Here is a 14,698-nt window from a genome sequence, read left to right on the forward strand (position 1 = left end):
GTCCTGCCATCGTACGTCGCAGCGGCGCGACGCAGCCCAACCTCGCGGTGGGGCTGCGTCGCGCGTGCCGCAGTGCTAGGCCGCCGGCGCCCTCCGGAGCGCCCGCCGCTCGCGCCGCCCCTCAACGAGGCGGTAGAGCACCGGCACGAGGATGAGCGTGAGCAGCGTCGACGAGATGAGCCCGCCGATCACCACGATCGCGAGGTCCTGCGAGATGAACCCGCTCGACCCGGTCACGCCGAGCGCCATGGGCACCAGGGCGAAGATCGTAGCGAGCGCGGTCATGAGGATCGGTCGCAGTCGCTGCCGCGCGCCGTTGAACACGGCGTCGGCCACCGACTGGCCCTGCTTGCGGTACTGATTCACGAGATCGATGAGCACGATCGCGTTCGTCACGACGATGCCGATGAGCATCAGCATGCCGATGAGCGCCGAGATGCCGAGCGGCGTGCCGGTCGCGAGCAGCAGCGCGATGGCGCCGGTCGCCGCGAACGGGATCGAGACGAGCAGGATCAGCGGCTGGAGCAGCGAGCGGAACGTCGCAACGAGCAGCATGAACACGATCGCGATGGCCACGAGCATGGCGACGCCGAGCTGCTGGAACGACTGCGCCTGCGTCTCGGCGAGGCCGCCGACCTCGGCGGTGACGCCCGAGGGCAGCTCGAGGTCGGCGAGGGTCTGCTGCACTGACGCGCTCACCGCCCCGAGCTCGCCCTCGTCGGGCGTGAGCGAGATCGTCGCGGTCAGGTCGCCCGACTGGCGGGTGATCGACGTCGGGACGGTGACCTCTTCGACGGTCGCGACCGACGAGAGCGGTGCGAACCCGGCGGCGGTCGGCAGGATGAGCTCCTCGAGCTCGGCCACGGTCGCGGGCGCGTCGGGGCCGTCGAGGTAGATCTCGAGCTCCTCGCCGTCGAGCGTGATCGAGCCGGCCGCCTGCGGCGAGAGCGTGCCCGCCACGATGCCGAGCACCTGCATCTCGGTGAGGCCCTGCTCGAGCGCCACGGTGCGGTCCACCGTCACCTGCACGATCGGCTGCGCCGGCGCGAGGTCGGTCGTGACCTCGGCGGTGTTCGGCGTGTCCTCGAGGGCCGCGAACACGTCGGCCGCGGCATCCGCCAGCTCGGCCTCGTCCTGCGCGGTGACCACGACGTCGACGGTGCCGCCGAGCCCGCCCATGCCGGCCGAGGCGTCCGTGATCTCGACCTCGCCCGGCGCGTCGAGCTCCTCGAGCATCGCGCGCACGTCCTCCTTCAGCGCCGCCTGGTCGGCGTCCTTCGACGTGTTGACGATGAACGTCGCGGTGGCGCCGCCGCCGCCCATCATCGCGAAGACGCCGCCGCCGGTGCCGGCGGTCAGCATGACGTCCTCGACGCCGTCGATCTCGAGCAGTGCGTCCTCCACCTGCTCGGCGCCCGCCGAGATGGTCGCGAGGTCGGTGCCGTCGTCGAAGGTCTGGGTGAGGTTCAGCGTGTTCTGCCCGGTGCTGCCGAGGAAGTCGACCTTGAGCAGCGGCACCATGCCGAGGGTGATGACGAGCAGGAGCACCGACGCGGTGAGCGTGATCACCGGGTGCTTCTGCGTGCCGCGCAGCAGGGGCGTGTACCCCCGCTGCAGCCAGCCGCGGTGCTCCCTCTCCTCGGCCTCGCGACGCGTGGTCTCGGTGTCCACCACGTTCTTCGGCTGCTTCAGGAACCAGTACGAGAGCACCGGCACGATCGTCAGCGAGACGAGCAGCGACGACAGCATCGCGATCGTCACGGTCAGGGCGAAGGGGGCGAACAGCTCGCCGACCAGTCCGCCCACGAGGGCGATCGGCAGGAACACCGCCACGGTCGTGAGCGTCGAGGACGTGATCGCGCCCGCGACCTCGCGCACGCCGGCGAGGATCGCGTGCTGCTTCGCCTCGCCGTAGCCGAGGTGGCGCTTGATGTTCTCGATGACGACGATCGAGTCGTCGACGACGCGGCCGATCGCGATCGTCAGCGCACCCAGGGTCAGCATGTTCAGCGAGTAGCCGCCGAGGTTCAGCCCGATGAAGGTGACGAGCACCGACAGCGGGATCGAGATGGCGGTGACCAGGGTCGAGCGCACCGACAGCAGGAAGATGAGGATGACGACGATCGCGAAGACCAGGCCGAGCAGGCCCTCGATCGCGAGGTGCTGGATGGACTCCTCGATGAACGGCGCCTGGCTGAACATCACGGTGAGCTCGACGTCGTCGAGCTCGGCGCCCAGGTCGGCGAGTGCATCGTCGACCGCGTGGGTGACGCCCACGATGTCGGCGTCCTGCGTTGCGGTGATCATGAGCGAGAGCGCCTCGGCCCCGTTCGTGCGCGTGATCGACGTCTGCTCCTCGGCCACGAGGTCGACGGATGCCACGTCGCCGAGCGACACGACGACCCCCGGCTGCGTGGTCGACGCGAGGGGGATCTCACGCAGCGCGTCGAGCGACTCGATCGGCTCGCCGCCCTGCACGGGCATGAGGGTGCCGTCGCCGCTGACGCTGCCGAGCGGGAGGGTCATGCCGTTCGCCTCGAGGGCGCCCGAGATGGCCGTCGGCGAGATGCCGTACCCGGCGAGCGCGGCCTGGTCGGGCGCGATGACGACGCGCTGCGTCTCGGCCCCCGAGACGGTGACGGCGCGCACGCCGTCGATCGACTCCAGGCGGGGCACCACGACGTCCTCGAGCTGGGTCGTGAGCTCCGCGAGCGACAGCTCGTCGGAGCTCGCGGTGAGGAACATGATGGGCAGGGCCGACGTCGATCCGCCCACCACCTCGGGCGCGGCATCCGCCGGCAGCGTGCCCTCGAGGCCGTCGAGCGCTTCGTTCAGCGACGCGGTGAACTCGTCGGCGTCGGTGCCGTAGGCATACGCGACCGACACGCTCGACACGCTCGACGAGCTCGTGGCCACGACGGACTCGACACCGTCGAGGTCGCGCAGCGCGTTCGAGATCGGGAGGCTCACCTGCTGGTCCATCACCCCGGGGCTCGCGCCGGGGACGACCGTCACGACCTGCGACTGCGGCAGGTCGATCGGCGGGATCAGCTCCTGCTTGAGCTGCGTCATCGAGAACAGGCCGAATCCGGCGATGACGAGCGTGACGAGCGCGATGAGCGCACGATTGGCGAGACTGAATCTGGCCAGCCTGAACATGGGACTCCGTTGGGATCGGCGACGGGGGTTGCACGGCGGGGCGGGGGAAGCCGACGTCGGGCAGATGCTTAGCCTGAAGCAAAGCTTCGTCTCAGGCTAACCAAATTGCGCTGGGCGTGCGCTGTGAGCCCCGGACGTTACGGTAGGCAGTATGGCCACGGCGAACGAGCGACAGGGCAGCGGCGACGAACGCCGCGCGTTGCTCGACCGGCTGGCAGCGATGCAGGACGCGCTCGACACGACGGCACTGCCCTCGATGCTCGAGCCGCTCATGTCGATGGATCTCACGATCCAGCAGCTCAAGGTGCTGATGATCCTCGTGACCTCCGACGAGGGCGGCACCGGCGCGGGCCTGGCCCGCGCGCTCGGCATCTCACTCGCCAGCGTCTCGGGCCTCATCGACCGGCTCGAGGGCCACGGCATGGTCGAGCGAGTCGAGGACGAGCGCGATCACCGGGTGCGGCGCGTGCTCGTCACCCCCCTGGGCCGCCAGACCGTGCACCGCCTGGTCTCGGCGCAGTCGCAGATGAGCCGCGAACCGCTCGAGAAGCTCGAGCTCGACGACCTGCGCGCGCTCGAGCAGGGCATGCGTGCCGTGCTGCGCGTGATGGGCGTGCCGCTCGAGGGGTAGCTCGCGAGACGGCCGACGTGCCGACGTCAGGCCGTGGTCGTGACCTCCGCGCGCTTCGACTGCTGCAGCGCTCCCTCGACGAGCAGCATCGCGGCGAGCAGCGCAGCCACGATGACGAGCGCCCACATCGCCGCGAGGAGCGCGAGCAGGGGGATCGACGCTGCGAGCGCCAGGGCGGCACCGAGGCGCACGAGCGGCCAGGGCAGGTCGGCGATGCGCCCGAACACCGCGGTCGCCGCGGCGTAGACGGCGACGCCGGCACCGAGGGCGGATGCCCCGAACGAGCCGAACGGCTCCGCGTCGGAGACGTGCGCCATCGCCTCCTCGACGCCGAGCGCGGCGAGGATGATGCCGCCCACGATGGCGAAGTGCATGTAGGTGTACTCGTCGCGCGCGAACACGACCCGCGCGCCGCCCGTGCGACGCTGCAGCCCGTGCTCGCCCGCGGGGGCGACGCGCGTGAAGTACGCGCGCCACAGCAGCACCGAGATGGTGATCGAGATCGCCACGCCGAGCACGATCGGCCCGCTGATGGGCTCCTGCGCGACGCCCACCCCGATGGCGACGATGGACTCGCCGAGCGCGAGGATCACGATGAGCCCGTAGCGCTCCGCCCAGTGCACGGGCGAGTGCAGGCGCCACCCTCCACCGCCGCGGGAGCTCACGTACGTGAAGGTGAAATCCCAGACGAAGGCGGCGAGCCAGATCCACGTCTGCGCCGCACCGCCGATGAGCGCCCCGACGATGAGGGCGGTCGCCGACGGCAGCATCGCGACGAGCTGCGTGCCGAGCACCTGGCGACGCAGGGCATTGTCGTCGCCCGCGACGATCACGTAGAGGGTCGTATGCACGATGCGCACGAAGAGGTAGGCCAGCGCGACGACGAGCGGCGCGTACCACCCGCCGGGCAGGTCGTCGTAGGCCTCGGGAATCGCCAGCGCCACGACGAACACCGCGATCATGGCGAGCGTCATGCCCGCCTGCACCACGCCGCGGTCGGCGGGCGCCTGGTTGCCGAGCCAGCTGTAGGAGCACCACATCCACCACAGCAGGCCGAGCACCACGAGCGCCTGGAGCACTCCCAGCGCGCTGTGCGTCTCGGCCATGAGCCCGCTGACCTGCGTGAACGCGAAGACGTAGACGAGGTCGAAGAACAGCTCGAAGGTCGTCACCCGGGCGGACTCGCCGCCGCGGGCGGCACGCGGCATCCGCTCGGCGTCGCCGTTCGGTTCGGTTCGCTCCGGCTGCACGGCACCAGTGTGCACCATCGCTCCGACACGGTGACGGATGCCGCAACACGGCGTCAAGGGCGACGGCGACCGGGACGGCGACCGCGTCGCCGGCCCGCGGCTACCAGGCCGACTCGGCGTACCCGTTGGCGACCTTCGCGACCTTGTCGACGTAGTCGTTGTCGTGGTTGTAGGAGTAGACGCCCGCACGCCAGCCCTCGGGACTCGTCATGGAGCCCGAGGCGCACAGGTAGCGCGCCGTCGTCAGCGCCGCGTCGTCGATCTGGTTCGGGTCGGCCACGTCGTCGCCGTTCGCGTCGCTGCCCCACTTCTCCCACGTCGAGGGGATGAACTGCATGGGCCCGACCGCTCGGTCCCACTGGTCGTCGCCGTCGAAGAGCCCGCCGTCGGTGTCGGCGATCTTGGCCACGCCGTTGCCGTCGAGTGCCGGGCCGACGATCGCCGGCTCGGTGTAGCCGTACTCGTCGAGCACGCTACGGCCGTGGCTGCCGTGACCCGATTCGATCGAGCCGATGGCCGCGATCGTCGTCCAGTCGAGGCCGCACTCGGGGTCCTCGGACGCGATCGTCACGTGCGCGAGCGCGTAGGCCTCGAGCGCCCGCTCCGGGATGCCCGTCGCCGCCGAGACCTGCGCCGTCCATGCGGGGTCGACCAGGGGCACCGGGGAGGCCTCGAGACCCGAGTCCGAGGCGCCGGCCGTCTCATCGGGGGTCCGCTCCGCGGCGTTCGCCTGCCCGTCGGCAGGCTCGCCCGACTCGGTGGCGGCTCCGTCGGCATCGGTGGGCGTGACCACCGGAGGCAGCGCCAGGCCGGGCGCATTCGCTGCCGGCGCCGCGAATCCGCCGGGTTTCACCGCAACGCCCGCGGCGTTCACCGCGAAGACGGCGCCGACCGCGAGCGCGACCACGCCCACCACGACGCCGACGTAGGCGGCGACGCGACGCACGAGACGCCATCCGGTGATGCGCGCCCGCCCCGGACGACGCTCGCCGAACTCGTCGGCGAAGGAATCGTCATCCCAAGACATCGGTGCGGTACTCCGTTCGGGCGTCGGTTCGTAGGGGTGCCCTCGGGCGGCCGTCGACTCCCGGTGAGCGTGCGTCGCCGACCCGTGCTTCAAGAGTACGCGTCCGTGCGCGCGCGGGCCCGGCCGATTTTCCGGCCCCGGCCCCGTGCTGGTGCGGGCGGGTGGGTGGGTGCTGGCAGACTCGGCTCATGGCGACGACGATCGGAACGCCCGGCGGCACGCCCGAGCGGCCGGCCGTGTTCTTCTCCGGCCCCGAGGAGTTCCGCGCCTGGCTCGAGGCCAACCACGAGACCGAGGCCGAGCTGTGGATGGGCCTCTACAAGAAGCACGTGCCCGATCGCGGGCTCACGTGGGAACAGGCCGTGCCCGAGGCGCTCTGCTTCGGCTGGATCGACTCGGTGTCGCAGCGCATCGATGACGACGCCCGCCGTCAGCGGTGGACGCCCCGCAAGCCCACGAGCATCTGGTCGAGCGTGAACATCGGCCTCGTGGAGCAGCTCACCGCCGACGGACGCATGCACCCCGCCGGCCTCGCCGCCTTCGAGCGACGGCGTGAAGACCGGTCGAGCGTCTACTCGCACGAGAACCCGCTCCAGGAGTTGCCGCCCGAGGCCGCGGCACGGCTGGCAGCGGATGCCGCGGCATCCGCGTTCTGGCAGGCGGCCACGCCCACCTACCGACGACAGGTCACGCACTGGGTGCTCTCGGCGAAACAGGAGGCGACGCGCGAGCGGCGCCTGGCGCAGCTCATCGAGGAGAGCGCGGCGGGCCGGCTGGTGTCGTTCCAGCGCTACGGCGAGACGCCGAAGTGGGTGGAGCGCGCGGCCGCGGCCGCGCGGGCCGCCACGACGCGCGACGCCACGGCAGACTGACGCGGGCGCGGTGCCGGCCTTCACCCCGCTCGAGTGGATCGTGCTCGCGATCGCCGCCCTCGCGGTCGGCGCATCGAAGAGCGGCATGCCCGCGTTCGGCCCGATCCCGGCCGCCCTGTTCGCGACCGTCCTCCCCGCGAAGGCGTCGACCGGTGCCGTCCTCGGCCTGCTGCTCGTCGGGGACCTCATCGCGGTCCGGATGTACCACGCCCACGCCGACTGGACGATCCTCCGCCGGCTCTTCCCGTCGGTCGTGGCCGGGGTGCTGCTCGGGGTGGTCGTGCTCTGGTTCGCGGACGACGCGGCGGTCCGGCGCCTCATCGGCGCGACCCTCGTGCTCCTGGTGGTGCTGCGCGTCGCGCTGATCCTCCGCCAGCGCCGCACGGGCGGCGAACCACGCCCGCCGGCTCCCTGGCTCGCCAACGTCTTCGGGCCGCTGGGCGGGCTGACGACCATGGTCGCGAACGCCGCAGGGCCGGTGATGACGGTCTACTTCACCGCATCCCGCCTGCCGGTCCAGGCGATCCTCGGCACGGCCGCGTGGTTCTTCCTGCTCGTGAACGCCTTCAAGGTGCCGTTCTCGGTGGCGCTCGGCCTCATGACCCCGCAATCGCTGCTGCTGAACCTGTTGCTCGTGCCTGCGCTCGTCGTCGGCGCCTTCGCGGGCCGTGCGGCGGCACGCCGCATCTCACCCGCCTGGTTCGAGCGCATCGTGCTGGTGCTCACGTTCACGTCGGGCGTCTTCCTGCTCGTCCGCGCCTGAGCCAGCGGCGGCGCGGACGCCGCCGGACTGGTCCGTCAGCGGTCGTGATCGCCGGCGAGCCGCATGGTCGCGCCGGCTCTCGCCGCGAACGCCGTGGCGCTCGTCGTGATGGTGCGCCGCATGACCTCGACCGCCGCGGTGGGGGCGACGTCCGCCGGACTCGCGACGCTGATCGTGCGGTCGAGCGTCGTGCCCTGGAGCCGAACCGGCCGCAGTCCCGGCCGATCGATGAGCACCATGGCCGGCACGATCGCGACCCCGAGGCCGCGCTCGACGAAGCGCAGCACCGCGTCCATCTCGGCTCCCTCGAGCACGACCTCGGGCGTGAGCCCGGCCGCGCGGAATGCGGCATCCGTCGTGCTGCGCAGGTCGTAGCTCGAGCCGAAGGTGATCTGCGGCAGGCGGGCGACCTCCTCGAGCGTGATGGCGTCGCGCCCGGTGACCGGCGGCGCGGCGGCAGACGAGACCACCACGAGCTCCTCCACGAGCAGCGGCGTGACCGTGAACCGCTCGGCCGACGAGGCATCCGTCGTCGTGATCAGCGCAAGATCGAGCTCGCCGGTGCCGAGTTCGTCGAGCAGCCGGAGCGACCCCTGCTCCGAGAGATGGAGTTCGATCGCCGGATGCTCCGCGTGGAACGCACTGAGCACTTCGGCGACCAGGCTGATGCAGAGGGTGGGCGTGGCCCCGAGCCGCACCCGGCCGCGCTCCAGGCCGGCGAGCTCGGCCAGCTCGCGTCGCACCGACGCCGCGTCGGCGAGCATGCGGCGTGCGAGCGGCAGCAGCGACTCGCCCGCGACGGTCAGGGTGCTGCCGCCGCGGGCCCGGTGGAACAGCTCGGCGCCCAGATCCTGCTCGAGGGCGGCGATCTGCCGGCTGAGCGAGGGCTGCGCGAGGTAGAGCTCCTCAGCGGCGCGGGTGAAGTTGCCGAACCGCGCCACTTCGACGAAGCTCCGCAGTTGCTCGAGGTTCATACCGATAGCCTACGCGCATCGTTCTGACGCAGAAGATGCATTGGAGTAATGCGACACCGGTACGTAGCGTGGATGGCATGAGCACCACGATTCCCGATGGCACCCCCACGTCAGAACGCCAGATCTCCACGACCGTCCTCGTCATCGGCACCGGTGGATCGGGCCTGCGCGCGGCCATCGAACTCGCCGAGGCGGGCGTCGATGTGCTCGCCCTCGGCAAGCGCCCCAAGTCCGATGCGCACACCTCGCTCGCGGCCGGCGGCATCAATGCCGCCCTCGCCACGATGGACGCCGACGACAGCTGGCAGCAGCACGCGGCCGACACGCTGAAGGAGAGCTACCTGCTCGCCAACCCGCACACTGTCGAGATCGTCACCTCGGGGGCGGCTCGCGGCATCGAGGACCTCGAGCGGTACGGCATGCCCTTCGCCCGTGAGGACGACGGCCGCATCTCGCAGCGCTTCTTCGGCGCGCACACCTACCGTCGCACCGCGTTCGCGGGCGACTACACGGGGCTCGAGATCCAGCGCACGCTGATCAACCGGGCAGCGCAGCTGAACGTGCCGATCCTCGACACGGTCTACGTCACGCGCATCCTCGTGAACGACGACGGCGCGGTCTTCGGCGCCTACGGCTTCGACCTCGAGGACGGCACGCGCTACCTCATCCACGCCGACGCGGTCGTCCTCGCCGCCGGCGGCCACAACCGCATCTGGCGGCGCACCTCGTCTCGGCGAGACGAGAACACGGGCGACTCCTGGCGGCTCGCCGTCGAGGCGGGCGGGCGCGTGCGCGACCCCGAGCTCGTGCAGTTCCACCCGTCGGGCATCATCGAGCCCGAGAGCGCGGCAGGCACCCTCATCTCCGAAGCCGCACGCGGTGAAGGCGGCATCCTCACCAACGGCCTCGGCGAGCGCTTCATGGCGAAGTACGACCCCGAGCGCATGGAGCTCTCGACGCGCGACCGTGTGGCACTCGCCGCGTACACCGAGATCAAGGAGGGGCGCGGCACCCCCAACGGCGGTGTCTGGCTGGATGTCTCGCACCTGCCCCGCGAGACGATCATGCAGCGCCTCCCCCGCGTGTATCAGACCATGCTCGAGCTGCAGATGCTCGACATCACGAAGGAGCCGATCGAGATCGCGCCCACCGCGCACTACTCGATGGGCGGCGTCTGGGTGAGGCCCGACGACCACGGCACGGATGTCCCAGGGCTCTACGCGATCGGCGAGGCATCCTCCGGGCTGCACGGCGCCAATCGCCTGGGCGGCAACTCCCTCATCGAGCTGCTCGTCTTCGGGCGCATCGTCGGGCAGGCCGCCGCGGAGTACTCGCGCTCGCTCGACGCCCAGACGCGGTCGGCCGCCGCCGTGCAGACCGCGCGCGACGAGATCGCAGCGCTCCTGGCATCCGACGGCGCCGAGAACGTGCGTGCCCTGCAGCGCGCGATCCGCGACACCATGACCGAGCACGCCGGCGTCGTGCGCGACGAGGCCGGTCTCCTCGCGGGTCTCGCCGAGCTCGACGCGATCGAGGCGCGCATGTCCGACATCGGCGTGCACCCCGACATCGCCGGGTACCAGGACCTCGCGCACGCCTTCGACCTCAAGTCGGCGGCCTTGGCAGCGCGCGCGACGCTCGAGGCGGCGCTCGAACGGCGCGAGACCCGCGGATGCCACAACCGCAGCGACTTCCCCGAGACGAATGCCGCGCTGCAGGTCAACCTCGTGTGGTCGCCGTCGACCGGCGTGACCCGGGAGGAGATCCCGCCCATCCCTGATGAGATCGCGGCGCTCATGCGCGAGGTGTCGGTGGCGGGCAAGCTCGTCGAATAACTGCCCTCATAGGATGTCGGGATGCCCCTGTTCGACCATCTCGCCATCAGCGTCGACGACCTCCCTCGTTCGATCGCGCAGTTCGATCCCGTGATGCAGGGGCTCGGCTGCACCCGGCAGGACGCCGACGACTCGGTGTCCTGGTACAAGGGCGAGGAGGAGCTGATCCTCTTCCCTGCGCGCGAGGCGGGCAGGGGGCCGCACCGCACCGGACGGGTCGGCTGGCAGCACCTCGCCTTCGCCGTCGACTCGCGCGCCGAGGTCGATCGCCTGCACGCGATCGCCGTCGATGCCGGATGGACGGCGGTGCGCGAACCGAAGCTCTACCCCCGGTTCAACGACCGCTACTACGCGTCCTTCATCGAGGACGACAACGGCATCCGACTCGAGTTCATGCACAACCCGCCGCGGGACTCGTCTGCAGGCTAGTTCGCGCCCACCGCCCGTTCGATGAGTGCCCGCACGTCGGGAACGAGTTTGTCGACCGGCCCCTCCACCGGCAGTCCGGGCGCGATGACGTTGATCGGCAGCACGCCCACGGGCGACGGCCTGGCGCCGAGTCCCCGGCGCCATCCCGCGATCTGCTCCGCCGAAGCGACGTAGACGATGCGGCCGAGCCCGACCCAGGCGTGCGCGGCCGAGCACATGGGGCAATGCTCCCCCGACGTGTACACCGTGGCCGCCGCCCGCTCGTCGACGGTCAGGTGCTCGGCTGCCCATCGGGCGATCGCGAACTCCGGATGCCGCGTGGGGTCGCCCGTGCTCTCCTCCCGGTTGCGGTCGGCGAACCGCTCGACGCCGGTGCCGTCCACGAGCACCGACCCGAACGGCCCGTCGCCGGCGTCGAGCGCCTCCCGGGCGAGCTCGACCGCGCGGCGCAGGTGGATGAGGTCGCTTTCCGAGATCGTCATGGGCAACAGTATGCGGTGCCGCATGATCGATGGGCGGTTGCCGCGTGGCATCCGCCCCCGCGATACAGTCATCGGCGTAGACGTCATCAACGCCCCCGCACCCGTGACCACCTCGACCAGTCGGTGGGGTCTTCTTCATGCGCTCGTCGGAGTGGGCATCTTCGTCGCGTGCATCTTCGCGCCATCGTTGCTGCCCGACGAGTGGATGTCCTATCCGGTGTGGCTCGCCGTGCGGTTCGCCATGCCGATGTTCGTCATCGCCTGGATCGTCTTCGCGTCGCGGAGGTGGGGCACGGGGAGCCTCATCGCCGACTACGGGTTGTCGTTCAAGTGGATCGACCTGCTGGCGATCCCGGCGGCGTTCGCCGTGATCTGGGTCGGCGAGCCGATCATCGCGGGCATCGCCCTGGTCATGTTCGGCGATCCGGGTGGATTCGACACGAACGTGTTCACCTCCCCCGAACCGATGATCTGGGTGCCCGACCTGATCCTCGCGGTCCTCATCGCCCCGTTCACCGAGGAGATCGTCTTCCGCGGCATGCTGCAGCCCTCGCTGAAGCGGTGGTTCGACGGGAACGCGCCCGACCAGGATCGACGCTTCCGGGCGACCAACGCGGCGGTGCTGATCACGGCCGCGTTGTTCTGCTCACTCCACCTGCCGCAGATCCTCGGCGGGGTCAACGGCGTGAGCCTCGCCGCGGTGACGTTCTTCTCGGGGATCGTGCTCGGGGCGCTGGCCATGGCCACCCGACGAACCGCACCGTCGATCGTCGTGCACTCGGCGACGAACCTCCTCGCGACCGCCACCGCCTACGGCCTCGTGACCTGATCGCGCCCCTTCGCCGGATCCGCTCGTGCGGCTAGTCTGACGGCCATGTCCGACGTCTTCACCGATGCAGATCCGCGACGTGCCCGCCCCGACGACGCCGAGGCGGTCGCGCGCCTGCTGCACGACTTCAACACCGAGTTCGACACGCCCTCCCCCGGCACGGCGATCCTGGCCGGACGGCTGCGTTCGCTGCTCGCCGGACCCGGAACGCTCGCCTACCTGGTCGGTGAGCCGGCGGCGGGGGTCGCGCTGGTGACGCTGCGAAGCAACGTCTGGTACGACGGCCCGGTGGCGCTCCTCGACGAACTGTACGTGCAGCCCGATCTTCGGGGTCACGGCCTCGGCGCGGCGATGGTCCGTCTGCTGGTCGCCGAGGCGCGGAGGACGGGCGTCTCGGCGATCGAGATCAACGTCGATGCGGGCGACGTCGACGCGCAGCGCTTCTACGAGCGCCACGGGTTCAGCGGCACGGATCCCGATACCGGAGAGCGCGCGTTCTACTACTCACTCGAGCTCTAGGCGAACCCGGGGATCGCCCGCGATCGCGTCGATCGTCGAGCGGAGCAGGCTCCGCTCGGAGGCGATCCACCCGACCTCTGCCTGGTTGGCGAGGAGCAACTCGGCGAACTCGACGGGATCTTCGCCGAAGATCGCTCGGACGTCGAGCCCATCGGCCTCGCACTGCTCGAACACGGCCGCCAGGTCGTCGAGCGTCGTGGCGAGGTCTCCGCTCGAGAACGCTCCCCGTTGGACGAGGTACCGTTCCACGGCGTCGGCCGCTGTCCGGTAGTCGGGACGCAGCCGGAGCCTGCGAGCACGGTACCGCTCGTCTCGCTCCGCCTCGTCGGATGATTCGGCGATGACGTCGAGCCCGGTCGCTGCCACGCGCATGCTGCTCCTCTGCTGATTCCAGCCGCGCAGGTCCCACGCGGCGATCGATATTGACGACACGCAACGTGTCGTGTTGTCTCGGAAGCTACCACTGGCGAGGCCGCGAACGCAACACGACACGTAGCGTGTAGCCTGAGAGGGATGGCGAATCCCCCGAACCCGGCGCGACGCAGTGAGCGCGCACGCGTCGCCGTGCTCGACGCGGCGCTGTCACTGTCCCAAGAGGTCGGGTTCCCGCAGGTCACGATCGAAGCGATCGCCGAGCGCGCCGGAGTGAGCAAGAAGACGATCTACCGGTGGTGGCCCTCCAAGGGCACGGTGGTGTTCGAGGCCGCGGTCGATGCTGCCGAGACGCTCATCGCCCATGGCGACACGGGTGACCTCGCCCATGACATGCGCGAGCAGCTGGCCGGCGTCGCCGCGATGTTCAAGCCCCAGGAGACCTCGGTGATCGCCGCGCTCATCGGCGAGGCGTCCCGCGATCCCGTTCTCGCGGGCGCCATCCGTGAGGAGATCGATGCGCGCATCGAGGCCTTCAACGAACGCATGCGATCCGCACAGCGTGCGGGCGAGATTCCCGCGGACGCCGACCTCGAGGTTGCGCTGGACCTCTTCTACGGCCCCATCTACCACCGCCTCGCATTCCATCTCCCGATGCCCGACGACGACGAGATCAGCACCAGGGTCGACCACGTGCTCGTGGCGCTCCGCCGGATCGGCGACCCGTGGCGCTGAGGCAGACTGCGTCCGAGGGCATTCGCATCACCTCGGTTCGCGGCGTCCACGACGTCAGCGCCGCGGCGTCCAGCCCGACGGGAGCGGCCCGTCGATCGCCGCGCGTTCCGCGTCCGCCTCCGCAGACCAGCCCTGTGCGGCATCCGTCGCATCGAAGCCACCACGCGCGACGCGGAAGCCGACGTCCTCGTGGTGCATGCGCGGAGCGCCGCCCCGCCGGGTCGAGGCCCTGACGCTCCACGCGTCGTCAGCGAATCCGCCGCCCCGGAACACCCGATAGGCGTCGTAGCGGGCGGGATCGAGCAGGTCCCAGCACCACTCCCACACGTTCCCGAGAGTGCCGAAGAGCCCGTTGAGGTTGGGCAGCTTGGCCCCGATCTCCTGTGGGGCCGTCACGCCGTCGAGGCTGGTCCAGGCGACCTCGGCGAGCGGCCCGTAGTGCGCGCCGGTCGACCCGGCCCGGCACGCGAACTCCCACTCCGCCTCGGTGGGCAGCCGGTACCCGTCGGCGTCGACGTGCCACATGACATCTTCACCGTCGAAGGTGTAGACGGGGTCGAGCCCCTCCCACTCGGATGCCGCGTTGCAGAACCGGATGGCCCGCAGCCAGCTCACGTCGGTCGCCGGCCGGCGCGGATGCGTCGCGGTCTCGCCGAGCATCTCGGCGAGTTGCTCCTGCGTTACCGGATACACGCCGATCTCGAACGGCTCGAGGTCGACGCTCCACCGCACCTTGCGGCGCGCGTCGTGCAGGACGACCGTGCCCGCCGCGATCCGCGCGAGCTCGATGTCGGTGGTCATCCGGGCAGTCTGGCCGTCAT

At 70.7% G+C, this 14,698-nt stretch carries 15 protein-coding genes; 8 read left to right on the forward strand and 7 right to left on the reverse strand.

Annotation, left to right across the window (positions count from 1 at the left end; all coding sequences use genetic code 11):
- Window positions 1-75 precede the first annotated feature (75 nt).
- Window positions 76-3,159: an efflux RND transporter permease subunit gene (locus J2X63_RS04255; RefSeq protein ID WP_309974228.1), complete on the reverse strand. Its 3,084-nt coding sequence runs from the start codon at window positions 3,157-3,159 to the stop codon at window positions 76-78.
- A 151-nt stretch (window positions 3,160-3,310) separates the two neighbouring features.
- Between J2X63_RS04255 and J2X63_RS04260 the strand changes: the two genes are divergently transcribed.
- Window positions 3,311-3,790 (forward strand): MarR family transcriptional regulator, encoded by a 480-nt coding sequence (locus tag J2X63_RS04260; protein WP_309974230.1) that lies wholly within the window; start codon window positions 3,311-3,313, stop codon window positions 3,788-3,790.
- 26 nt (window positions 3,791-3,816) lie between these two features.
- Here the strand turns inward: J2X63_RS04260 and J2X63_RS04265 are convergent, their stop codons facing one another.
- Both J2X63_RS04265 and J2X63_RS04270 read right to left on the reverse strand, forming a co-directional pair.
- On the reverse strand, window positions 3,817-5,040 hold the full coding sequence (locus tag J2X63_RS04265) for a low temperature requirement protein A (protein ID WP_309974232.1): 1,224 nt from the start codon (window positions 5,038-5,040) through the stop codon (window positions 3,817-3,819).
- A gap of 100 nt (window positions 5,041-5,140) precedes the next feature.
- Window positions 5,141-6,067, reverse strand: a complete 927-nt coding sequence (locus J2X63_RS04270) for a lytic transglycosylase domain-containing protein (RefSeq protein WP_309974234.1) — start codon at window positions 6,065-6,067, stop codon at window positions 5,141-5,143.
- Between the two features lie 188 nt (window positions 6,068-6,255).
- Here J2X63_RS04270 and J2X63_RS04275 point away from each other — a divergent pair, with 188 nt between their 5' ends.
- Both J2X63_RS04275 and J2X63_RS04280 read left to right on the forward strand, forming a co-directional pair.
- Entirely contained in the window at window positions 6,256-6,939 is a 684-nt protein-coding gene (locus J2X63_RS04275; RefSeq protein WP_309974236.1) for a YdeI/OmpD-associated family protein, read from the forward strand.
- 10 nt (window positions 6,940-6,949) lie between these two features.
- On the forward strand, window positions 6,950-7,702 hold the full coding sequence (locus tag J2X63_RS04280) for a TSUP family transporter (RefSeq protein ID WP_309974238.1): 753 nt from the start codon (window positions 6,950-6,952) through the stop codon (window positions 7,700-7,702).
- 35 nt (window positions 7,703-7,737) lie between these two features.
- Here the strand turns inward: J2X63_RS04280 and J2X63_RS04285 are convergent, their stop codons facing one another.
- Window positions 7,738-8,676, reverse strand: a complete 939-nt coding sequence (locus tag J2X63_RS04285; protein WP_309974240.1) for a LysR family transcriptional regulator — start codon at window positions 8,674-8,676, stop codon at window positions 7,738-7,740.
- Window positions 8,677-8,753: 77 nt separating this feature from the next.
- On the opposite strand from J2X63_RS04285, the gene J2X63_RS04290 reads away from it, so the two are divergent.
- Together J2X63_RS04290 and J2X63_RS04295 are read left to right on the forward strand one after the other, a co-directional pair.
- The gene (locus J2X63_RS04290; RefSeq protein ID WP_309974242.1) at window positions 8,754-10,511 is read left to right on the forward strand and encodes an FAD-dependent oxidoreductase; all 1,758 of its coding nucleotides are present in this window, start codon (window positions 8,754-8,756) and stop codon (window positions 10,509-10,511) included.
- Window positions 10,512-10,532: 21 nt separating this feature from the next.
- Entirely contained in the window at window positions 10,533-10,940 is a 408-nt protein-coding gene (locus tag J2X63_RS04295; protein ID WP_309974245.1) for a VOC family protein, read from the forward strand.
- Here the strand turns inward: J2X63_RS04295 and J2X63_RS04300 are convergent.
- A complete protein-coding gene (locus tag J2X63_RS04300; RefSeq protein ID WP_309974247.1) occupies window positions 10,937-11,422 on the reverse strand; it encodes a nucleoside deaminase in 486 nt (161 codons plus the stop codon). The genes J2X63_RS04295 and J2X63_RS04300 overlap by 4 nt on opposite strands.
- A 103-nt stretch (window positions 11,423-11,525) precedes the next feature.
- On the opposite strand from J2X63_RS04300, the gene J2X63_RS04305 reads away from it, so the two are divergent.
- Both J2X63_RS04305 and J2X63_RS04310 read left to right on the forward strand, forming a co-directional pair.
- Complete coding sequence (locus tag J2X63_RS04305; protein ID WP_309974249.1) at window positions 11,526-12,251, forward strand: type II CAAX endopeptidase family protein; 726 nt, start codon at window positions 11,526-11,528, stop codon at window positions 12,249-12,251.
- Window positions 12,252-12,296: 45 nt separating this feature from the next.
- Window positions 12,297-12,770, forward strand: coding sequence for a GNAT family N-acetyltransferase (locus tag J2X63_RS04310; RefSeq protein WP_309974251.1), 474 nt, complete (start codon window positions 12,297-12,299; stop codon window positions 12,768-12,770).
- Here the strand turns inward: J2X63_RS04310 and J2X63_RS04315 are convergent.
- On the reverse strand, window positions 12,756-13,142 hold the full coding sequence (locus J2X63_RS04315; protein ID WP_309974253.1) for a DUF1048 domain-containing protein: 387 nt from the start codon (window positions 13,140-13,142) through the stop codon (window positions 12,756-12,758). The two genes, J2X63_RS04310 and J2X63_RS04315, sit on opposite strands and share 15 nt — an antisense overlap.
- Window positions 13,143-13,283: 141 nt before the next feature.
- On the opposite strand from J2X63_RS04315, the gene J2X63_RS04320 reads away from it, so the two are divergent.
- On the forward strand, window positions 13,284-13,877 hold the full coding sequence (locus J2X63_RS04320) for a TetR/AcrR family transcriptional regulator (RefSeq protein ID WP_309974255.1): 594 nt from the start codon (window positions 13,284-13,286) through the stop codon (window positions 13,875-13,877).
- Window positions 13,878-13,931: 54 nt separating this feature from the next.
- Here the strand turns inward: J2X63_RS04320 and J2X63_RS04325 are convergent, their stop codons facing one another.
- Complete coding sequence (locus J2X63_RS04325; protein WP_309974257.1) at window positions 13,932-14,678, reverse strand: SUMF1/EgtB/PvdO family nonheme iron enzyme; 747 nt, start codon at window positions 14,676-14,678, stop codon at window positions 13,932-13,934.
- Between the last annotated feature and the right edge of the window lie 20 nt (window positions 14,679-14,698).

The sequence above is a fragment of the Agromyces sp. 3263 genome (assembly GCF_031456545.1).
In the GTDB taxonomy this organism is placed as follows: Bacteria; Actinomycetota; Actinomycetes; order Actinomycetales; family Microbacteriaceae; genus Agromyces.